Annotated in this window: 18 protein-coding genes and 3 pseudogenes; 11 read left to right on the plus strand and 10 right to left on the minus strand. The window is 50.4% G+C overall.

What is annotated here, in order from left to right; translation table 11 throughout:
- Positions 1–14: 14 nt before the first annotated feature.
- Positions 15–272, minus strand: a pseudogene (locus BLS62_RS04385) (integrase core domain-containing protein); the annotation flags it as partial.
- A gap of 31 nt (positions 273–303) precedes the next feature.
- On the opposite strand from BLS62_RS04385, the pseudogene BLS62_RS04390 reads away from it, so the two are divergent.
- Positions 304–1,678 (plus strand): annotated as a pseudogene (locus BLS62_RS04390) (IS30 family transposase).
- Between the two features lie 623 nt (positions 1,679–2,301).
- Here the strand turns inward: BLS62_RS04390 and BLS62_RS04400 are convergent.
- Complete coding sequence (locus BLS62_RS04400) at positions 2,302–2,583, minus strand: transposase (protein ID WP_093177492.1); 282 nt, start codon at positions 2,581–2,583, stop codon at positions 2,302–2,304.
- Between the two features lie 403 nt (positions 2,584–2,986).
- Here BLS62_RS04400 and BLS62_RS04405 point away from each other — a divergent pair, with 403 nt between their 5' ends.
- From BLS62_RS04405 to BLS62_RS04415, 3 genes are all read left to right on the plus strand, one after another.
- Positions 2,987–3,451: a type III secretion system chaperone gene (locus BLS62_RS04405; protein WP_093177494.1), complete on the plus strand. Its 465-nt coding sequence runs from the start codon at positions 2,987–2,989 to the stop codon at positions 3,449–3,451.
- Positions 3,452–3,477: 26 nt separating this feature from the next.
- The gene (locus BLS62_RS04410; protein WP_093177496.1) at positions 3,478–5,451 is read left to right on the plus strand and encodes a type III effector; all 1,974 of its coding nucleotides are present in this window, start codon (positions 3,478–3,480) and stop codon (positions 5,449–5,451) included.
- Positions 5,452–5,697: 246 nt separating this feature from the next.
- A complete protein-coding gene (locus BLS62_RS04415; protein ID WP_093177498.1) occupies positions 5,698–6,690 on the plus strand; it encodes a hypothetical protein in 993 nt (330 codons plus the stop codon).
- 395 nt (positions 6,691–7,085) lie between these two features.
- Here BLS62_RS04415 and BLS62_RS04420 read toward each other — a convergent pair whose 3' ends face one another.
- Complete coding sequence (locus tag BLS62_RS04420) at positions 7,086–7,340, minus strand: PIN domain-containing protein (RefSeq protein ID WP_200798463.1); 255 nt, start codon at positions 7,338–7,340, stop codon at positions 7,086–7,088.
- Positions 7,341–7,424: 84 nt separating this feature from the next.
- On the opposite strand from BLS62_RS04420, the pseudogene BLS62_RS04425 reads away from it, so the two are divergent.
- A pseudogene (locus BLS62_RS04425) lies at positions 7,425–8,434 on the plus strand (IS5 family transposase).
- 192 nt (positions 8,435–8,626) lie between these two features.
- Here BLS62_RS04425 and BLS62_RS04430 read toward each other — a convergent pair.
- Positions 8,627–9,640: an NAD-dependent epimerase/dehydratase family protein gene (locus BLS62_RS04430; protein ID WP_208990626.1), complete on the minus strand. Its 1,014-nt coding sequence runs from the start codon at positions 9,638–9,640 to the stop codon at positions 8,627–8,629.
- A 343-nt stretch (positions 9,641–9,983) separates the two neighbouring features.
- On the opposite strand from BLS62_RS04430, the gene BLS62_RS04435 reads away from it, so the two are divergent.
- Positions 9,984–10,589: a flavoprotein gene (locus BLS62_RS04435; RefSeq protein WP_093177500.1), complete on the plus strand. Its 606-nt coding sequence runs from the start codon at positions 9,984–9,986 to the stop codon at positions 10,587–10,589.
- A 74-nt stretch (positions 10,590–10,663) separates the two neighbouring features.
- Here BLS62_RS04435 and BLS62_RS04440 read toward each other — a convergent pair whose 3' ends face one another.
- The 3 genes from BLS62_RS04440 to BLS62_RS04450 all read right to left on the minus strand — a co-directional run bounded on the left by BLS62_RS04440 (position 10,664) and on the right by BLS62_RS04450 (position 14,200).
- On the minus strand, positions 10,664–11,194 hold the full coding sequence (locus BLS62_RS04440) for a DUF2938 family protein (RefSeq protein WP_093177502.1): 531 nt from the start codon (positions 11,192–11,194) through the stop codon (positions 10,664–10,666).
- 153 nt (positions 11,195–11,347) lie between these two features.
- Positions 11,348–12,622, minus strand: coding sequence for a vanadium-dependent haloperoxidase (locus BLS62_RS04445; protein ID WP_093177504.1), 1,275 nt, complete (start codon positions 12,620–12,622; stop codon positions 11,348–11,350).
- Between the two features lie 126 nt (positions 12,623–12,748).
- Entirely contained in the window at positions 12,749–14,200 is a 1,452-nt protein-coding gene (locus BLS62_RS04450) for an SLC13 family permease (protein ID WP_093177506.1), read from the minus strand.
- A 260-nt stretch (positions 14,201–14,460) separates the two neighbouring features.
- Here BLS62_RS04450 and tsaA point away from each other — a divergent pair, with 260 nt between their 5' ends.
- The 5 genes from tsaA to BLS62_RS04475 all read left to right on the plus strand — a co-directional run bounded on the left by tsaA (position 14,461) and on the right by BLS62_RS04475 (position 19,931).
- The gene (gene tsaA, locus BLS62_RS04455) at positions 14,461–14,919 is read left to right on the plus strand and encodes a tRNA (N6-threonylcarbamoyladenosine(37)-N6)-methyltransferase TrmO (protein WP_208990681.1); all 459 of its coding nucleotides are present in this window, start codon (positions 14,461–14,463) and stop codon (positions 14,917–14,919) included.
- A gap of 187 nt (positions 14,920–15,106) precedes the next feature.
- Complete coding sequence (locus tag BLS62_RS04460) at positions 15,107–16,537, plus strand: ABC transporter substrate-binding protein (protein ID WP_208990682.1); 1,431 nt, start codon at positions 15,107–15,109, stop codon at positions 16,535–16,537.
- A 200-nt stretch (positions 16,538–16,737) separates the two neighbouring features.
- Complete coding sequence (locus tag BLS62_RS04465) at positions 16,738–17,595, plus strand: ABC transporter permease (protein ID WP_208990683.1); 858 nt, start codon at positions 16,738–16,740, stop codon at positions 17,593–17,595.
- 4 nt (positions 17,596–17,599) lie between these two features.
- Positions 17,600–18,445, plus strand: a complete 846-nt coding sequence (locus BLS62_RS04470; protein WP_093177516.1) for an ABC transporter permease — start codon at positions 17,600–17,602, stop codon at positions 18,443–18,445.
- Positions 18,432–19,931, plus strand: coding sequence for an ABC transporter ATP-binding protein (locus tag BLS62_RS04475; RefSeq protein ID WP_093177519.1), 1,500 nt, complete (start codon positions 18,432–18,434; stop codon positions 19,929–19,931). The genes BLS62_RS04470 and BLS62_RS04475 overlap by 14 nt, the downstream gene beginning before the upstream one ends.
- Before the next feature lie 36 nt (positions 19,932–19,967).
- Here the strand turns inward: BLS62_RS04475 and BLS62_RS04480 are convergent, their stop codons facing one another.
- From BLS62_RS04480 to BLS62_RS04490, 3 genes are all read right to left on the minus strand, one after another.
- Positions 19,968–20,519, minus strand: a complete 552-nt coding sequence (locus tag BLS62_RS04480; protein ID WP_093177522.1) for a gamma-glutamylcyclotransferase — start codon at positions 20,517–20,519, stop codon at positions 19,968–19,970.
- An 83-nt stretch (positions 20,520–20,602) separates the two neighbouring features.
- On the minus strand, positions 20,603–21,274 hold the full coding sequence (locus tag BLS62_RS04485; RefSeq protein WP_093177525.1) for a M23 family metallopeptidase: 672 nt from the start codon (positions 21,272–21,274) through the stop codon (positions 20,603–20,605).
- A complete protein-coding gene (locus BLS62_RS04490) occupies positions 21,271–21,819 on the minus strand; it encodes a hypothetical protein (protein ID WP_093177528.1) in 549 nt (182 codons plus the stop codon). Before BLS62_RS04490 ends, BLS62_RS04485 begins: the two co-directional genes overlap by 4 nt.
- Positions 21,820–21,878 lie beyond the last annotated feature (59 nt).

Below are 21,878 nucleotides of genomic sequence, written 5' to 3' on the forward strand. Positions count from 1 at the left end.
CTCTGCAGACGCACATCGAATGCAATTGGGGAGCTATAGCTCAATGCTGAGTGACGCCGAGTAGGATTGTAAAAGCCATCAATGTAAAGGCCAAGGGCGATTTCCGCTTGTTGACGTGTTTGAAAGGCGGTTCGCCACAATATTTCAGCCTTAATCGTCTTGAACACGGTTTCCACCATGGAATTATCGTAGCAGTTGCCCTTCGCGCTCATAGAAGAGGTTATGTCATGCCTCGTTAAGAGCCGCTGATAGGCATCAGAGCAGTATTGGGCGGATTCAAACGGTCGTCGCAATGTTCATAGAATGGAGATTGTGATGACGATACGCAAACGAGCTTCGGATCGAAGTGGTCGAGTAAAGGTGAGCTCGCCTGGCCGCCCCAAAGCAGCGCATGGGGCGCAGCAGGTTTTGTTCTGGCGATTGATTGAGAAGGGTATTTCCAGCGAAGAGGCCGCAGTTCAAGTTGGTGCGTCTGCACCCGTTGGCAGTCGTTGGTTTCGAGAGGCCGGAGGCATGCCGCCATCACATTATTCTAGCTCTGCGCCGCGACTATCGGGGCGATACCTCCGTTTTGAGGAACGTGAAGAGATTGCAATTTGCCGTGCCCAAGGTCTCAGCATAAGTGCGATAGCCCGTAAAATTGGGAGAGCTGCTCCTACAGTTTCCAGAGAGTTGCGGAGGAACGCAGCAATCCGCAGCGGCAGTTTTGAGTATCGCGCGACCACCGCGCAATGGCACGCAAATCGTGCTGCGCGTCGGCCCAGGGCAACAAAGCAGGCACTGAACGACACATTGCGACAATATGTTGTAGATCGGTTGTCAGGTCAGATCGCGGGCCCCGATGGGGATATTGTTGCAGGTCTGGAGGTGCGCTGGACAAAGCGGCGTTCGGTGCGTCGCCAGCACCGCAAATGGGCCTCGGCCTGGAGCCCAGAGCAAATTGCGCGCCGCCTGCCGTTGGATTATCCGGATGACTCTTTGATGCGTATCAGTCACGAAACCATATATCAGTCTTAGTTCATTCAAGGCCGCGGTGCGCTGCGCCGTGAGCTTGTCGCATGCCTGCGTTCCGGCCGTGCCCTTCGCGTTCCCAGAGCGCGGCGAAAGGGTAAAGGAAGGGCATTTGTGTCTGACGAGATCATGATCAGCGAACGGCCTGCTGAGGTAGCAGATCGAGCAGTTCCGGGTCATTGGGAAGGCGATTTGATCTTGGGCTTGAAGAGCTCTGCCATTGGTACCCTCGTGGAACGAAAAACTCGCTTTACTCTTCTGCTTCACCTGCCACCGATGCCGGGCCATGGAACGGGCCCGCGACAAAAGAACGGTCCAGCCCTTGCCGGACATGGCGCTGAAGCTGTTCGGGACGCAATTGCAAAATCCATCCAGGATTTGCCCGAACATCTGCGCAGATCACTCACATGAGATCAGGGCGCAGCATGAAAAGTTAACATCTGAGACCGGGATCGACGTCTACTTCTATGACCCCCAAAGCTCCTGGCAACGCGGTAGCAAGGAGAACACCAACGGCTTGCTGCGCCAATACTTCCCGAAAGACACAGATCTAAGCGCTCATGGTGTGGAGGAGCTGGAAGCAGTCGCCCACGCCCTCAACGGTCGCCCAAGAAAAACGCTTGGGTGGAAAACACCCGCAGAAGCATTGGAAGAAGTCTTAGGTTGAAATATAAACCAAACATTGCGACGACCGTTTGAATCCGCCTTGGCTGCCTCTGTCTGAATGGTGAATGATCCTTCCACATAAAAGGCGAGTTGCCAGAGCTCGTTTGAGCGCTGTTGTCGCCAGGTCTGTCTTCATCCTGTTGCTGGTCGCCCAGCCAATAATCCTTCGTGAGAAAAGTCAACAACCACTGCCAGATAAAGTCAGCCTTCACTGGTCCAAATGTAGCTGATATCCGCGCGCCACTTCTGATTAGGTCCGGTGCAGGTGAAATCCTGCTGCAGAAGATTGGGGCCACTGGTTTGTTATGGTGGCTGTCTGTGGTCTTCCTAAACTTCTTTTTTCTTCCCACTTTCAGCGAGTTATCGCACATTAGGCGTGTAACACGATGTCCGCCAACGAGCATACCATCAGCCACAAGGTCGGCAGCAATGCGCCGCGAACCATAAGCTCTGTTTGAGGCTTCAAACTTATCCTTGATATGAACAAGGAGCACCATGTCTTTACGTTGCCGAGCGCTCGCAGGGCGCTTTCTCAGGCATAATAACCACTGCAACTGACAGGCATGAAGGCGCAGAGCAGGCTGATCAGATAACATGCGCTCTCCGCGTCAATGAACCTGAATTTCAAAGACTTGTCTCCTTGGTGAAGAACGCTGCTGCCTTTTTTAAAAGTTCTCTTTCCCGCCGCAGAAGTTCTACTTCCTTAAGAAGGCGAGCAAGCTCTTTACCTGTGTCCTCATGCGGTCCGGCTAGTAAATCCTGATCTTTGAACTCACGAACCCAACGGTGCAAGCTCGAGCGAGCTATCCCCAGATCCTCGGCAATCTCATCAACACTGCGCCCGCTCACCTCGACAAGTCGTCGTGCTTCGCGCTTTAACCATTTTGTATAAGTTGGTCGCTTCATGAAGTCCTCCTGATCCAAAATTACCAGAAGTCCCTCCGCTTTTCCCGAACCAGTCCTGTCGTAGAGGGTTCAAAAAACGGGCTTGCCCCCCCAAGCAAGTTGGCTCAATCCATGATAGAACTGCTCAAATGGCTGCTTGTGGGTCTCTGTTCTTAAAAAATTACAACCTTAAATTGTCAAACTGTGCCGATTGTTAAGTATCTCGCTAATAAGGCCCATCGAAATTGCGCGCAAATTGTATTTCCATCACACCTCCGTGAGCTATGCCTATCAGCACAATCACTTATAGCGTTCTGTCCTAGTATTTTCCGCAAGCATAAGGCCGTGGACGGCGGCGATCAGTAGGCCCGGGAGAGTGAACTTTTAAGTTCAGCTTTTGGGACAAGACATAGGGCGGAAAACTATGGTTGATACTAGTGAAGTATCGAAACTAGTCACGGAAGTGAGTGACTTACTCGTTGATGCATCGGTGTTTGCGGACCCTGCACGTGACAGTTGGTTATTTCAGTTCACCTCAGGTTTGGACGTGATTGCCACGCTGGAAGAAGACAGGCATTCCCTCGCTATCAGCGCGGAGTTGGGCAACCTGCCAGAAGAAAACCGGCTTGATCTGCTGGAGTACTTTCTGAAGGTCAATCAGTCTTGGGCTGGCACCGGTAGCTTGCGGTTTGCAATGCTGGCAGACACAGACAAGACCATCACCTTCCTCTGGGATATCCCGATGAACGGGTTGGCACGCCACGATCTTTTTGCTGCCCTTTCCGAGTTTGCTGAACGCGCACAGGGTTGGAGTGAGCTTTTGAAGTCTGGCGTTCTCCTCACACAGGAGCTCGCAACAGAACTTCCCAAGAACTCCCTAAAAGTCTGAGCCCCGTAAGAACAAGAGTTTCCCCGATGACCATCACGCAAGCGACTTCCACGACACCGACAATTGCCCCTGCCAACATCCCGCCACAGGCTGACACAGGAAGCAGTCCGACGTCGAGCTCCACCCATCCGGCGTTGCAATCCCATCAACAAAGAGCCGTTGAAACACAGTCCGCTGTCAAAGATCAACTCGCAGCTACGCAAGGAAACGCTGGTGCTGACAAATCACTATATGATCTGATTTGTGTAGGGCGAGGCACATCGGCTGCGGCATACCTCACCAGCCTGAAACGTTGTGATTGCTCCATCGTTGCTGATAGCGGCAAGAACAATGTTCTTGTAGTTGGCAAAAATGATCCGTGGGCCGGTGCACGAGGTTATGACAAAGGCCATTACACACAGTGCATCAACCAGGCACAACAACTTGTAAACCCTGGCGATGGTCCAATTGCCTCCTCCTGTCTTGATCCAGTTGACAGAAAGGAATGGTCTCAGCTCAATGCACAACGCATTGATCAGGTCTCAGGTGGAAACATCCTTGATGCCGAAGTCCGTCAAATAAGCCGAGACAGCGAGACTGGCCTATATAAGGTACAGACCGATGCAGATAGCGAGCCGTTTCTGGCCAAGAAGGTCATCCTGGCAACTGGTGCCGGCATTGAAAGATCAGACTACGAGTATCATCATGTCCCGCCAGAGGTAGCTGATTTCAGAAAGTCAGGCCATCCTAACGCAGCCAACTGTTTGGATCTGGACCAGTTCCAGCGCAATGAAGCTGGCACACGAGACTTGACGGGATGTGTTGTGGCTGTAATGGGCCCGAATGCGGGTACAGACGCGATCATGGAACTTTCAACACGCGGTGTTGATAAGGATAATATCTTCTGGATGATGCAGCCTCATCAAAAGCCAGGTGTCGCACTGACATGGGATGTACGATCTGTTGGCATCGAAGCCACCTTTACGGCGCAGGAAGCAGGCAATGACCGCTCAGATGGTGGCACTGTGTTTCGCTATCAGCAGATCAACAACGTCTCTGCTGGCGAAAACCGTCCGTTGACCATCAGCACAGATGGTGGAGACTTTGAAGCAGACTACCTCGTATACGCGGTCGGTCAGCGTGGCGGCGGTACGAGCAGAACAGAAGTGGTCGATGGAGCGGCTAAGAAAGTGTCCATCCTTGAAAAGCAGCTGACCTCGCAACTGCAGCCTGTTTACGACGTCAACCAGCGTTTCAGTGATCTTTCTTCCGGCGGAGCATGGCAGCACGTCGTGGGTCTGGAAGTTGCTGGCACAACCAAGACACAAGGCTTGGAAGTGGTTGGCGCTGCCGCCATGCAGTCCAGCCGCAGCGTGCAACATAACTATCTTGATGCAGATTACAGCGCACAGCTCGGAGCAGTACTTAAAAACTATCCCGAGTTCCGTTCCTTTGCCACTGAACATTTCCCGGAACTGTTAGCTGCAAAGCCATTTGAACAGCTTTTAAAGCCGGACTCTGGTTTGAAAAAGGCAGGCGAATATGATGGTCAGAAAGCAGCACTGTTAAGCGCTCTCCTAGCAAATGGCGCAGAGCGATCTCTGAGTAACGTCAATGAGTTACTGCATACCTTCGGTCTGCGTACTAAGGCAGTTAATGATTTGGGTGGCACGTCAAAACCAGTTCGCGTATCGGAACTACTGACACAAGGCTTAAGCCGTACACAGCCAGCAACCGTTGCAGACCCACGCCTGATTGGTGGAACACAGCTGAACATTGCAGCCCAGACCGAAAGCTTCAAACCACAGCAGATAACAACACTGGGCGGTATCAACTTCAACGAAGACCAGCAGACGATTGCACTGTACGTCGCTCAAAACTACCCGGACATCCCAGCAAACAAAGCCAACGATTTCGTAGCTAACGTAATTGCACAACGCACCGATGGAAACCACTTACGCGGCTTTACACCAGAGGAACGCGCACAGTTTGAAACTGAGTTGCAGGCGCTTACTGAGTAAGACCGAAAACAGCCTATTCCGGTTTCTCAAGACTTAACGGGAATTGAGTAGAGAGTAATTTTGAGGCCTCTCCTACCCTACCCTCCTTGCTGAAAAGCCGGAACCGCTGATCACTCGTTCGTTGATTGTTTGAGGCAGACGTGACTGCACAAAGAAATATGATCATTTCAATCATGACAGGACTAAGATGAATGCCTCTGGAAATGGCAGGCGCATCTGTCCTGCAAGTTCTGAGAAGAAACCTGGATGCCAATCACACTTGCGACATCAACACCTCAGGTACAAGAAAATCTACATATTACAGCAGCTTCAAGCTCTACCAAAAAGAACATAAAGCTTCCAGACTATCAGGAACGGCGTCTGAATGACGTTGGAATTACAGTTAAATACAATGCCGAACTCTCAAGCCAGAAAGTAGAGAGCTCTTTAAAGGCTGTGTCGATACATCGCGTAGTTAATAATGAAGTCGCTGTCACAACCAACGCTCTTCATAGTATCATCCCACCCGAGAGTGATGTCGTTATCAATCGAAGTGCCCCTTACATTACACCCGCACCTCCGTCACAAACAGTCGAAGGAACCCACCAGAATATCTCAGTGACGAACACATCATTGTCCTCGCTCCCAGAAAGTGCCTTTTCTGTCATAGAAGGAACCTGGCAAGACGCAAACACAGTCAACATCGCAGCGCCCGGAAACGTGTTTGGTGCATCTGGATGTCTTTCCTGCGCAGATGTTTTGCTGGAGATTCCAATGGTTACGGAGTTGTCACCCGCATTCGAAGATGTAACGCAAGCATTTGGCGTGAAAATCTTTGATGAAGGTGAAACCGTTCCAGTGAAATTCGATAAATGTGATCTCAACGTTGTCGAATACAAAATTACACCAGCAAATCACCAATACTCTCTCGAAGAAGCCAATGGGTTTTTCGTCGAAAGACACGAGTTCCCCCATATTTTTATTGCCTCGTCAGATCAGGACGAGATCATCATTACCGTCGGCAAACAGGTTGAAGACGACAAGTTCGCGCTGGTGAATATTAAAGTTCCGGAAGGCAAAGCAATAATGCTTCCGGGAGGAACGATCCACACAGACAGTCTGTCACGAGGAAACATCGTAATCATGCTCACTGAATGTGTGGGCGCTGATACAGTATTAATGCACGACAAAGACAGCCAACCAATCACATTGCGAGTGGATAGCTCAGAACGCATCGGTCTCGCTGAGTGGCATCTGTAATAAGGAAGGCCATTTGAAAAGACGCGTTTTTTCAAATGGCCTTCTACGTTCCTTATGCGCCCCACCTGAACAACATCGCGATACCTTGAAAGTGTTTATCGTGAGCAGGTAGCTAGAACTGACAGAGCTCTATTAATAATGCCTGTTCCCCACTCAACTGCAGCAAGCGGTATGAGATAGACCTGAAGTTGAAATCTAACTCGGACGGCCTCGCATCGAGGCGAATGTCCGTTGAGGTCACTGAGTAGCAACCCTGCATCCGCGAAGGTCGAGTGTCTGATGGAGAACTGCGGTGGGCTCATCCAACACTTGTAACTGTTGAGGGATGAGCGGCAAGAGCTGGTTTGACTTTACCCTATCCGTAAGGAATACCCCTCACTCATTACGTGGCTTTATTACTCTTCGACACCCATGTTTGCTACGATCCTCCACGGATTAACAAGCACAACACCAGTTTGAGCAAAATCAGAAGCATTACGGGTCACAAGCTGCATTCCATGAACCAGAGCCGTTGCTGCAATCAAAGCATCACGCTCGCTTCTGGGGTCAGGGACGTGGAGCTGAGCGCAGCACTGAGCAACCCGAACATCAATGGGAAGAACCCTGTCGCTGAATTCCGGCAAAACCTTTTGTCCCAACCAGGAACGCAAGATCTCTCCTTGTGCGGCGTTGTTGCATAAATACGCTTCAGGCGTATATTCCGGCTGATATTTCCTTCAGTGAAGTTTCACTCTATGCCGTTTAAAGCCAATGCTGATCGCCGACATAAGTTTGCCAAAGCCAAATACAAAGTGACGAACTGGTCGAAGTATAATGAAAGCTTGCGTCGTCGCGGCGATGTCACGGTTTGGATTGAAGAGAGCGCTGCCAAGGCTTGGTTTGCACCCAAGAACCAACGACGTGGGCGGCCCGCCAAGTTTTCAAAGCTTGCCATTGAAACCTGTTTGCAGATCCGGGTCGTATTCGGCCTTGCTTTGAGGCAGACTCAAGGGTTTTTGAGGTCTGTGTTCCATTTGATGGAGTTGGTTTTACCGGTTCCTGACTTTTCAACCCTGTCGCGCCGCGCAGATGGCTTGAAACTTTCAAATCCCAAACTGCGAACGAACTCTGAGCCAATAGCGCTGGTAATCGATAGTACAGGCGTTAAGATCTTTGGTGCCGGAGAATGGCAGGAAACCAAGCATGGAACCAGGATAAAGCGCAGAACTTGGCGCAAACTTCACCTTGGCCTTGATCTGAATACCGGCGAAATCGTATGTTCTGAACTGACTGAGGATACTGTTGCCGATCCAACCGCTGTGCCGGATCTGTTGGATCAGATCGAAGATACAGTTGCCACATTTCTCGGTGATTGCGCTTATGATGGGACGCCTGTGAGACAAGAATTAGCAGACCGTTTTGAAGATATCGAGGTCATCATTCCACCACCCAAAACAGCTGTCCCCAGCCTTGTGGCTGCCACCGCCCCACTGCTCGCGATCGGGATATTCTTGCCATTCAAAAGAACGGCAGGATGTCTTGGCAAAAGCAAACCGGATATGGCCGAAGGTCTCGAGGCGAAACCTTGATGGACCGCTTTAAGCAGGTGATCGGGACCACGCTCAGGTCACGAAAGTTGAACAATCAGAGGACAGAGGCAAAACTTGGCGTCGCCGTTCTCAACACAATGACGGCCCTCGGACGCGCCACGTTCGAAAAGGTTTCTGCACGACCAGATGCATGGGATTGGCAAGCTGTAAGCTAATTTCGAATTGTGCAACAACGCCCATGGACGCATGAAGTGCGCTCAGTTTGGATTTTGCGACCAAATCCAACTTACGTGACAACACCCCAAAAATTAGTCGAAAATTCTCCTTCAAACAACTTGGCAATGCCATAAAATTCACTTACCTCAACTGAAGGATGATCCTGATACAATTATGTCTTAGGATTTGCACTAGAGTTGCGGCAACAATCTAACCTGCTCATACTTATGGTAAAACGCGGCAAGCATCTCATGCATGTCTTTGAAGGTTGTGCCAAGGCTATCGCGCCGCGTAAAATCGAATTGCGTGGGTGATTCCGGCTCTCGTCCTAATGGTGTTGGTAGAGCCTCCAAGGGGACATACTCAGAAATCTCTTGATAGATTTCATGCCAGCTCCAGCTTCCACTTACAGCAAAGTAACGTCCCGAGGCTTCTTGATTGGACCAAGCGGCAAGAAACATTGCGGCTAGATCCTCCGGAGAGGTAAGAGACATTGAGCCGGCGGGAACTGTTTTGTGCCACCCGGTTTTTCCTTGATGCAGGTTTGCCAAAAAACCAAGGACATGGCCTGTCAAATGGCTGGGGAGCAGAGGTTCGCCAACCATCATACTTGGCAATAGGGTGCAAAGCCTTATCCCATTTTTGGAAGCAAACTTTTCGGCTGCTGCTTCCATTACCGTTTTTTGGGCTTGGGAGTATTTCTTCTGCCCAATTTGCTGTTCAGCTACGGAGATATCCCTTAGCTCGTGCTTAATGGCAGAGGGAGCTGCCGGTTCTGCTGAAGCTGTACTGGAGCACAGAAGAACAGTCTTAACGTTCTGCCGGAGGGCAGCTTTCATGATGTTTAAGCAGCCCTGTTCAGCTGGGTGAATGATTTCATTCCAACCGCGATCAGGGTCAAGTTGTGCTGCAGGAGTACCATCAATACCGTGATTTACGGCTGGAAAACAGGTGATAAACACTGCATCAGCACCAGTAAGTGGCTCATCAAAAGACCCGCTGTCAGCCGCATCTGCAGAAAAAAGACGAAGCCGATCTGACGCACTTGCGAAGCTCCGTAATACGCCTGCTTTTTCATTGTGACTGGCATCACGCAGAGTGCCGTGAACTCTGAAACCCCGATTGAGAGCTGCTTTCACAATGTACGCGCCCGCCAGCCCACTGGCACCGGCAATGCAGATTGTTTTGGGTTCTGGATTAATCAATGAGCATCCCCGGTTGCCTCGTGCAAACCAAAGGTTTGCAATGTTCTTTGTTATGACAATGCCAGCTGCACACCTGAATTACACATCGGAAATACTGAAGAGTGACTTCGGAATTACTGAGATCATAAACCTCAGTAATTCTGAGGAGGGTCTTTCAAAGAAACGATTGGAACGTCCTGCCCGATTCAGCGTCATCTTGCCATTAGAACAAAATTCCAGACTGCAACTGGGGTGAGCCATGGCCAAGTGACAGCACAATGGAAATCACAGCCTTTTCCTGTCACAGCCGTACCTCCATCAAGCGAAATTAATTTCCAAAGAAGTTATAGAAAGGACGGTTTTGATGATCACCAATGCACCTTCGGTCAAGGCACGAATTCTAGTTGGAGCAACGGGCTCGTTGGATGCCACACTGTTGCCTACGTATCTTCGTGAAATCAAGAATTCCATTGACTGCTCACTGACGGCTATGTTCACACCAAACGCGACAAAGTTTGTGAATATGGACAGCATCGCCCTTTTCGTGGATCGGTTGATTTGCGGCGATGACCCCAAAGATTGGGCTACCGATAAACCCGGGCGGATTGCGGCGGAACACGATATTCTTGCCATCATGCCGGCAACTGCAAATACTTTGTCAGCTGTTGCAAACGGCTCATCTCTTAACCGTCTCACAACCGTTGTTCTCGCAGCAGAATTTCCGGTACTTCTGTTTCCAGTGATGGGCGGACCTATGTGGAAAAAAGCATCGGTAAAGCGCAATGTTACTCAGATCCGCGAAGATGGCTATCAGGTGTGTGACCCTGTTTGGCGTGAGAACTATGATCCTCATATGGGCAAAATCCATGGCCACCAGTCTCTTCCGGATCCAGCCGATGTAGTGGCGAAGATTAAAAACCATTTACCGCAGTACCAGACGCGCCGGGAGCCTGAACTCAGCGCCTCTTAAGTCTCGTTAGACAAGAAAAACGCCCACCGCCTCAAAGAAAAAGCGGTGGGTGTTTCTGCACTCACTCTGGTTGTTTAGGAAGCTGATGACAGCGGTTTTGCGAAGGGTTTGAAAGCCTTGGCTTGAACCCAAAGCGCTAGGTAGAGCCCGAGTCCGAAAGAAAAATGCGTCATCAAGCTTTTGAGGCGGGCAAAATTAGGATCAGGTCTGTTGGAGGCCATGATTCCCGCACCGAGAGCAGGTTGCAGAACAAAAAACGGAAAGACTACGGTCACAACACCAAATAGCAATGCATAAACAAACATAGGTTTTTGCAGTTGGCGGGTACCGGAAATAGCGATGAAAGCAGCAACAAGCGCGATACCGGTCAGGTAGTGAGCAGTCCATCCAATAGAACTCTCACCAGCGATAGGTGCGGCTTTACGAATGCTTTGATGTACGAATTCTCCATCCATCATGTGACCGAGCCAGCGCCCCACTACGGCAAAGTTACTTTGTGGAATGCCAAAGAGGGTATCAGCTGCAATGGCCCAGATATCCATAAAGAGCGTTGCGCCTATCCCAACTAAAACAATGCGTAGTGCCAAACCAATGCGGTTATCCATAGTACCCGTCCTTTAAATGTATGTGTCTGCTCATTGTTGAAATCGAAGGCCCGGAAGGTAACGGTTCCGCCCTCTCAACTCCCTTTGAAAAAAGGCAGACCGCCAGGGAATGGAACGGCGGTCTGCAAGTGCCAGCCAAGTCAGGAGGAGTGACTAACGGCTGCCTGTACAATTCTCGATGTTTGCTGCATCGCCTATTGGCTGTAAGGAGGTCTCCGCAATGTAAGAACCGATCTGATAACCCAGCATGTCGCCAACTGCGTTAGAACGGCGGTAATGTACTCCACCCATTACGCGAGACTCAGATTCTTCCTCAGCAAACTGCTGGAAGCTCACGTAGTTTTTGGAAAGGCCGCCTTTGCCGTTAAAGGTGAAGGAAAACTCACCGTCTCCGAACACGGATTCCAAAACTTCCTGCGCAGCGCTGCCGCTGGTGCAATGCTGGCATGGATATTCTGGATGCATTGGTGCTGCTACCAGTGAACTCCATTGCATGTCGGGCTTTAACTCTGGATGCGTATAGGTCTTACCCAATGCATTCATCGCGGTTTCTGGACGCCAGAGAGCGTATTCATATTTAGCGTTAAACCCGGCGACCAAAGCGTCCGTTAGGGCAATGTTCAAAAGCGCAAGTGTGCGGGCTTCCTCTACCAGAGACAGATTGCAGGCCATGCTGCTTTTCACAGCAATTTGATTCCATGCACCAGACCCTGATCCAGCATGAAGTTTGGCAATGAAAACGTTGTTTTCATTCATCTGGGTTTCTTTACCGCCCAGCTCAACCACTTCGCTTAATCCACGTTGGAATTGCATACTGTTCAAAGATGGCGGTGGTGGTACCCGGAATTGAGTTGCTGAAGAGAGAACGAAGGGGTTCATTTTGCTGATCTTCGGCGCGACCATGCTGCGTTTGGAGGTTTTCTGATAGACACCTGCTTCAGTCGGACCGGGGGTGTAGTCAGTTGAAAAGTCGGCATTGTCTGCGACGCGCGCAGAAAGCACCTCTATCGCGACCGCTTGCCCCAGTGCTACACCCGCATCGCGTGCCGCTGGATCTTTGACGCTTGCGAGGCGCTTCTCGGCAATGGCTTCCAGCTCAACTTTACGCTCTGGCATCAGAGTAGACATGACATGCAAGGCTGCTTGCGTCACAGCTGCTTCAACGGACGCCACGGAATTTGTGGGTCCGGTGTACGCATAGGGCGCATATGTTCCATCTACCGCATTAGCAGCATCAAACATTGCTGTATGCAACACAGCAAGAGTACGTTGACGCTTTGCGCCCGGCCACTTTTCTGCACTGATAAGATCCATGGCAGATTCTTGCCAGTCTGCGGCTTGTTCAGCCTGAGCAGCACCGCCCGTAATCGCAACGGCCAGCGCGCCACTGTAAGCAAGTGTTCGTAGCCATGTAAATCGGTCCATCATACTTTCACCTCGCAATTTGAAAACAGCTATAGCTAGGGGTGGAAATTCACTTTGCACAAATCGAAAGATCGGAAGGCCGGCCTCAGGTTTCTTGTGGGCCAATACTTGAGGCAGGCCTAACTGGGCTTAGAGGTAGCCGAGGAAGTACCACCACAACATGTCGACAGGCACCAACACAAAGAGGCTGATAACAAACAGCGTCAGACACAGCTTAATCACTGCTTTTGCAGGTAGATTCCCAACTTGAATTGCAGCAACCAATGGCGGGGCCTGAAACGGCAAGAATACATTGGAGAAAGCAAGAACCTGCGTCATCAACACGGTTTGCAAAGGTAAACCGGTTATATCTGCAAGATCGCCTGCAATGGGGGTCATTACTGCAGGAACACCCGGCAAATTGGTAGCCATTGCAACCAATGTCGAAAGTCCGGTGAGTACAGAAAGGTTCCATATAGGAGTGTCTGGCGAAAATCCGGCTTGATCACCTGCCGATTGCACCAAAGCTTCGCCGAGACCAGCTGCTGAAATGACAGCACCCAACCCCATGATACCTGCTACAAACATCAGCGATCCATAGCTGAGGTCCTGATTGATGCAGGTTTTGGAGGTGAGTTTTGCGTTGGGCCAGAAGCACGCAAGTGCAGCTGCAAGGCCAACCCATGCTGGGCCAATGGGGTGCAGACTATCAGTTAGCCAGAAGATGAGGCAGAGTGCCAAAATGACGATTAACCGCCACTCCTGAGCACTGACAGGTGTTGTCTCTTCTGGGGCGTCACCGGAGGTTTCTGGTAGTTTGTCTGGGAACATAACCAGCGTCAGACCAACAAGAATGATTGATTTAACAAATCCCAGAACTGGAAAGTTCAGTCGCAGGTAATCCCAGTAAGAAATGCTCAGATCGTAAAGGCTTTCGCTCATCCCTGCCAGGATCATGTTAGGGGCATTGGCGGGCAAAATTGTAAAAGCTGGTGCAAAAGTTGCGAAGGAAGCGGCACATAACATTCCTGTTCGACCATTAGAACCAGGTTTGAAGCCGATCTGAGCTGCTAAAGCTGAGATGACCGGCAACAGGATCATTATCCGGCCAATGGAAGAAGGCACCACAAAAGCCAGCGCCACACTGAAGACCACGATGCTGGAAACCAGCCCCGCATAACTGTTCAGCGGTAACCGCATCAACAGGACTGCGGCCCTCTTATCAAGCTTGGTGTGTTTGATTGCAGCACCAAGAACAAGTCCACTGAATAACAGCCAGAATGTTGACGTTTGAAACCCGGAAAACACGACCTCGGGTGGTGCAATTTGTATGACGATAGCAACAAAAAAGAAGGCAAGTGCAGTCCAGTATTCTGGAACGACACCGGTGGCCCACAAGCCGAGGCAGCCGACAGACAAGACTGCTGCTACAGCCATTCCTGCTGGTAGATAAGCGGCAGCAAGAGTGCCAGCTACTGTTGCTACCAATGCGACACCAGCAAATTGCCAAGTCTGCTTATTGATCGCGGAGGGTTTTGGAGTGTCGGGAGATGTTCTGAGACTAGAAGCCGGATTGGTATCGGGCTGCGTCTGATCTGTCATGGCGACCTACGATTCTAAATTCACGTTGAGGTGCCGGAGTATGTTTTTTGCGCGGACCAATAATCCAATCGATTTATCAGAGGCATAGCCTCAAAATTATTGAGTGTATCGCTGTGCGCAGACCTCAGGTTTTCTGAGGTGACTTATAGAATAATTCGAATTTACTCTTTTGAGGTCTCCAAGTATCGATTTGTACTTAAAGTGAGTTTTGGAATTGGAGACGTAAGTGACTATTTTAGAAACGTATCTTGGCCTTTCTGATGACTAGTCCACGCGAGACCACTATGTCCTATGAGATACACATGGAGCCGATTGGACTGGTTCGCACCGGTTTCCAGACGGTGAGCCAATGCCCTAAATCCAGCAGACGTAATCCTCAACAATGCGAGTTGGAAATTCATCCACCTTTCGCGGATGCGCTTTTGAACATCACGATGGCTTCTCACTTGTGGGTAATTTACTGGCTGCATCATTCTGACCGGACCGCCCTTGTGCGGAGTGCCCGGGGAGAAGAAGTAGCACGTGGTGTTTTTGCAAGTCGCTCACCAAACCGCCCGAACCCAATTGGGTTAAGCGCGGTTGAACTATTAAATTGGGACGGCAATATTTTGACGGTTAGCGGCCTTGATTGCCTTGATGGCACGCCGATTTTAGACCTGAAACCTTTTGTCCCTGCAGATGACCACCAGCCAACTGCGCAAATTGCGTGGCAGCCATGATCCGGAACCAGAGGATGCGCATGTTGCCGTGCGTCCCGCTTAAAAAGCCTGAGACATGCACCTTTTCCATAATTCAATTATGCGAGTTGCGGTGGCCGCTACTACGGCACTGCTCCTTACCGCTACTGCCGGCTTAGCTGAACCAAAGTATCGACTGGTTATAACCGATGCCCGCGGAGATCGAGGGATGCTGGCCCCCTATGTTCATGGCAAAAATGGCATCAGCTACCTTTATACCAGCTATGTGTTTGACACGCTGTTAAGCCAAGCCAAAAACGGTCAACTCGCACGAGGCCTTGCCCGCCGTTGGACCCTATCCAAGGACGGATTGTCCTGCGATATCTACATGGACATGCGGGCAAGTTGGCACGATGGGAAGCCCGTAACCGCCGGCGATGCTGCATTCACCTTCCGCTATATGCGAGAGCATCCTTATGTTTTTGCCTCTACAGAAAATGTGAAGTCGGCAGAAGTTCTTTCTGCAGATCATCTGCGTTTAACGCTGAAGCAACCCGATGCAGGGCTTCTGACCGGCTTATTACTTTCTATGCCTGTTTTGCCTAAACACGTTTATCAAAGTGTTGAAGAACCTCAGCGATTTGCTGAAGCAATAGCTGCAACGGGGAGCGGACCATATCGGCTTGCCGGTTACAACAAGGCACGTGGGCGTTATCTTCTGGAAGAAAACCTCGACTACTACTTAGGTAAGCCGAAATTTCACCGGATCGCGATTGTGAAAATGTCGACAGACGCTGCGTTACGAGAAGCACAAGCCGAAGGCATTGATGTAATCTCTTACCTCCCACCGGAACGCTTGGAGCAAGGGAAGGCTATTGGCCTCAATGTCGTGAAGTTCCTCAGCCACCATATTGTTCGATTGGGGTTTGATCACAGTGGCTTGTTCAAAGTGAAAGCACTCCGGCAAGCCTTGGCATATGCGATTGACCGTAAATCCATTGTTGAAACGGTCTTTCAAGATACCGCCGAGGTTGCGGAAACTGGGTTCTTCCAAACTGGGTCGCCGTGGCGGTCGCAAGCTGTTCATCCATCCTACACATATGACCCTCAAAGAGCAGCAGGTCTGTTTCTGGGTGAAGGTTGGACAAAAGACAGGGATGGCAACTGGTACAATAATGGAGAGCAGGTAACTCTTCGCCTGATTGCAAGCAAGCGTGAAAGCAACATCGCCAAAGTGCTGGCTGAACAGCTGGAAGCTTTCGGAATTCAGATGGATGTGCGGGTTTTAGAACGCGCAGCTCTTCAGGACAGCTCCATAGGTGGCAAATATGATATTGCGCTTTATGCCTCTAGCACACTGGGCGACTCGAACGGCATATTGCGGCGTGTGTTTGGCAAAAAATGGTCCAGTGACCGCTATGACGGAAAGATGCTAAAGGCCCTCGCAATGGCGCAGGCACTGGCAACCACAACGCAAACGCGAAAAGGTAATTTAGATAATTTTCAGGCTCTTTATGCCGAAGAATTACCAGCTTATGCGATCGCCAATCCCTACATGGTAACTGCCTATAACGACAAACTTTCAGGCCTTCAGTTTATGCCGGGTGGAGTTGCCATTGGCGTACCTTCAGCTCTGCATAAATCGTATCTGGTGGATTGATTGCCGGGAACACAGAGTCCAAACCGGCCACCTAAGGGTGGCTGGTATTCCAATAAAACATACTCAGGTAGAGCAATCTCGTGACGCCACCATTTATAATAAATATATTGTCCGGCCTTTGTGTCCGCCTCCTGGTGTTTCTGATGCTGATATTACTCAGCTTTTCCCTGCCAAGATTTTTGCCAGGAGATCCAGTGCAAATGATGGTGTCCTCTGATCTCTCACGGGATTTGACCAGCATGGAAGCTGCAGAGATGCGCGCATATATGGGACTGTCTGGTGACTGGTTACAACAACTGAAAGTCTATTTGACCGATCTGGTAGCAGGGGATCTCGGTTATTCCCTTCAGCATGCCGCTCCGGTTTCAATTCTGCTCATGGCATCCCTGCCGTGGACGCTGCTGTTGATTGCTTGTTCGGCGCCAATCTTTCTCATTATTGGGGCCGTGGGCGGTATTGAAGCCGGCAAATCTCCAGGTGCATTATTTGACCGGATTGCGACTGGCGTCATAACTGTAATCGCTAGTTTGCCTCCATTTACAACAGCAGTGTTGCTATTGCTGGCTTTTGGTATTCTCTGGCCCGTTTTACCTACGGGGGGGGCTGAACCGCTGTTCCCAAGTTCAAGTCTTGTCCAGAGGGATTTTGACATTGCTCGCCATGCAGTATTGCCGGTGCTGGCTCTTTCTTTGCACGAGGTTTCCAGGTTCTATTTTCTGGCCAGAGGTGAAGCGATAACCTTGTCTCACCGTCCCTTTGTCATCAATGCATGTGGTCGTGGAATAAGAGGATGGCGGTTGCGAACAGCCTATTATGGCCGAAGCCTGTTTCCAGTTTTTCTTGCCCGCATGAGCGACTCTCTGACCGGGCTTTTTGGCGCTGTTTTGTTTGTCGAGATTGTCTTCTCATATCCGGGAACTGGGCATCTGATTTATAATGCCATTCTGGATCGCGATTATGTGCTGTTGCAAGGTGCTGTGATTGCACTTGCAGGACTTGTGCTTGCATTGAATTGGGTGATTGATGTCACCGCTGCAAGCCTTGCGCGGAGGGGGTAATCTTATGCTGGGATATTGGTCTTCTGCCACGCAAAGTGCAGGCTTTGTATCTCGTGGCGCCCTCGCCGCTGGTACTGTTCTGGTGATGGCTGGCTTCGCTCTATCAGAAAGTTTGCCACAATATAAAACCAGTCCCGATGTCTTGCAGGCTCCCAGCGCGGCATATTGGTTGGGAACGAATGGTATCGGTCAGGATGTTTTTATTGGCCTTTTGCGGGCAGCCCCTATTACCGTGTTTCTTGCGCTCATAACGGCAACTGCTGCACTGGCCATTGCTCTTGCGGCTTCCAGTCTTGCTGCCTTCAGCGGGCCGCGGTTGCGCGGTGCTGTCTTACGTCTGGTTGATGTGTTGCAGGTGATCCCCTCTCTCCTCGTGCTACTGTTGTTGGCGGCGTGGATCCAGCCGGGTTTTTTGGGACTGGTCGTGCTGTTATCGCTTACTGGATGGCATGAGGATGTACGGGTTGCTTTGCCGATCCTTTTACGTGAATTGACTCGCGAAAATGTACACTTTGCCCGCCGCATGGGAGCCAGTCGGATTTATTGTTTACGGCACCATATTTTGCCTGCAATTTGGCCTGCTATTGTGGGCCTATTTTTGCAAAACGTGCGCCAAGCTGCTTTAAAGAGCGCTGGCTTTGGATTTCTTGGACTAACAGATCCTCGGCTTTTGACGTGGGGCAACATGATTCAGGATGCAATGGCGCATCTTTATACTGATGCTTGGGCCTGGTTGTTGCTTCCGCCAGCTGGCGCACTCTCTCTGTTTCTTATTGGAATTTTGGTTATTGGCGAAGGCTATGTTCTGACTGCCAACCCCACTGGGAAAGAACGTTATGATACGCGTTGAACAATTAAGCCTCTACCATGGCATTCGCCCGCTGCTTCAGGATATCACATTTGAGATCCATCCTGGACAAACATTGGCGGTGATTGGGGAACCCGGTGGCGGTAAAACCAGCCTTGCACATGTACTGATGGGTCTGACACATGGATACCGTCTTAAAGATGGGCAGGTCCCGGTCCCCAAAAACAATTTCAGCTGGACTGGTGAGGCATGGTTGGGACAACTCAATGTTCTTCGTGCAAACAAGCACCAATTGCAGGCAATGCGCGGGCACAGTTCTGGAATGATAGTGCAGGCACTGGCAGATGCGTTGAACCCGCATTTGACTGTTTTGCAACATGTTCAAGAACTTTTGCACGTTCACGGAATTTATCGTCGTGATGCACGGGACGTGTGTGCCAAAGGCAATATTCCCGAACGTCTTCTGCATCGTTATCCAGCTGCATTGAGTGGAGGAGAAATCCAGCGGGTTCTCACCACTCTCGCCCTCGTTAATGATCCAGAGTTTTTGATATTGGATGAGCCAACAACCGCACTGGATATGGTCAATCGGGAAATTGCGCTGAGAGCGTTTCAGAATGGCAGCGAACGACGTTGTCAAATGCTAATTACACACGATATTGATCTTGCACGACGCCTCGCAACGCATGCGGCGGTCTTGAGACAAGGCCGGCTTACAGAGATTGGGACTGCTGAAGAGGTCTTAGAGCAACCTCGTAGTCTGTACACACAGCAGTTGTTGAAGCTACGTCGTGCCTCCAATAAGCCCAGACCTTTCCCCAAAGATAATTCAATTCAAGATCCCATTTTAGAGGCAAAAGTTGGGAATGGATTGACAATCAACTGCATCAGTCATGAAATACAGGGTACACCTTTGCTGTCAGATGTCTCTGCATTTGTGCCTGCTGGCCGGTGCATGGCTGTCCTCGGGCCGAGCGGCAGCGGTAAAACAACATTAGCTCACCTCCTGACAGGATATGAGAAGATTCAAGATGGGTTTGTGTATTGGGGAACTGATGTTGCGCGAACGCGCCCACTAGCAACCCTTATCCCTCAGCACCCACACAGGGCGATGGCCTGTCATTTCTCCGTTGCCGAAGTTTTGCAGGAAGCATTAATGCTGACTGATGGAGATATGGCAGATTTGACGAAGCTGTTAGAACGCGTTGGCCTACCTACGGAAAGTGATTTCTTAAAGCGGAAAACGGCAAATTTGTCTGGCGGGGAAGCGCAGCGATTGGTGATTGCTAGAGCATTGGCGACACGTCCGAATTGCCTGGTTGCCGACGAACCAACATCAGCGCTTGATATGCAAGCACGTAGCCAAGTTTTGGAAATCCTGCGAGGGGCTATGCGGAACAGAAATGTAGCATTGGTTTTGTTCACGCATGACCTGGATGTCACGCGGGCTCTCGCAGATAAGATATGTCATCTGGAACAGGGGCAATTGGTCTGTAACCAAACTCCGCTTACCAATGCTGCAAGTTAAAAGGATGACCAGCGCGTTTGGTGACGCGCTGGTGGTTTAGGCAATGACTTCAGAACGGGCTCTCAAACTACGAACCCGATCCGACAACCAATCCAGATTGGGGTCCGCTAACCCAAGTTCGCGGAGATGGTCTGCTGTATTCCATAGATAGTCACAATTGGGTCCACGTTCCCCTGCAGCTGTAGATATAATTTGCGCCTCTTCTTCGGGCTCAAATTGGCCGTACTGCTCATGCGTGCGATTAACAACGTATGTGAGGGCATCAACCTTCCGACCATCTCGAAGTGAGAGAGTGGTAATGATTTCGTAGTAAGCCGGGTTGAACAGCTCGCGCGCACGGAGGTCTTTAAGTACTTCCTCTTGCTTATCGCGAGGAATGGCCAGTGCGACACCATCACAATATGAATCTGGTGAGGCGTCGAGCGCTAGCACTAACCCATGTTTTTCAAAAGTGCCACGGTATCGCAAGGAGCATAGGCAGAACCTTCGCTGCCAACCCTCAAGCCGTGCTGGCACTTGCTCCATAGGGTCAAAGCCAGGGTTCCAGATCAGGGACCCATATCCGAAAACCCAAAGCATTTCAGTCATTCTGCATTCCTTTATGGGATAAAATCTGTAAACACAAAAAGGGCACCACCTTGCGGCGCCCTTTGCTGTGCTATGGCAACCTATCAATCCATGATGAGCTGATAGGAGGCAACAAGGCTAGAGTAAGGTGGCAAAAATACTGATTTTGCCTGTCCATCCAGCAAGACCGTGTCCTTAGCGTCGAAATGTAGATGGATCGGAAGTTTTGTGAGCCAGTTGTTGGAGACCTTTCCGATGCGACTGCCTTTGGCGATCTTATCCATTGGCTTTACCTGAAGGGTATCCATATCAAGATGCACATAACGATAAAGCGTGCCGGATGCTGTCTGAATGGTTACAGCGAACCGGCCTACGTGTGCCACGATGCCATTATCAGCAGCGACAGCCCAATGTTTGCTGGCTTCACAAGATGCGGGACGAATATCCTGCCCCTGGTGCCCACCTGATGCACAAACTGGGAGATCAGCTCTACGGAATTCGCAGAAGTTATCGCGCCATGGATAAGAGTAATTGGCCTCATCGCATTCACTTCCGCCGCCACCTTTAAACCCACCCGGTGCGTAGGCATGTGATTTGGCATAGGCAGGGCCGGATTCTACCGGGAACCGCATGTTTGGAAAGAAGATTGCTTTGCTTACAATACCTTCACCCGTACCCTCTATCAGATCACCAGGCGCCATAAACCGCGAGCTTTCCTCTGCCTGTACAGCAAAGCTGAATGTGAGTGCTAAACACAGATAAATAAGTCTCATCATTGGTTCGCTCCATTCACAACAATCAAGCTCTGAGCAACAGAGGTTAGGTAATCTGGCTTTGTGCAGCGGGTGTCTTCTGTCGGCTGATCGCAGGTGATACGGATCGTGTAGAACGCACCAAACCGGTTGAGGTTATAGTCTGCTCCGTCCCCAATGGATTCGTAGGCTCCGGTTTTGTGATGCAAAGTTAGGTCATCAGTTCCGGACAGGACAGAATGAGAGCCCAGAATGCTGATCTGTGCCCCTTCCAGGTCGTAGTAGGTTGCGTAAGCTGATCCCTGCCCAGCAAAGCGAGGGGTTGCCAGTTTTGCGGAAGACCCAAATATAAGGACTGGGAGCTCCATAGCCTTGAGTTCTTTTGGAGCTTCGTCGACAAATTTGTTCAATGTTACAGCGTTTTGAGCAACTGCGCGCTTTGTAGCGATTTTGGCAGCTGACCAGTCAATTTTTGAAGGCACACGCTGCACACTATTCTTCGCCAGTGCTGGCATTGAAGCGGTTGCTGCCATAAGGGTAGCCGCCAGTGCGACTTTGGCAAATTTCATTAACAATCTCCTATGAATGCAAAGGGTAGCGGTGCCTCAGCAATATCGAGGCACACTTT

Origin of the sequence: Pseudovibrio sp. Tun.PSC04-5.I4 (assembly GCF_900104145.1) — a bacterium.
In the GTDB taxonomy this organism is placed as follows: Bacteria; Pseudomonadota; Alphaproteobacteria; order Rhizobiales; family Stappiaceae; genus Pseudovibrio.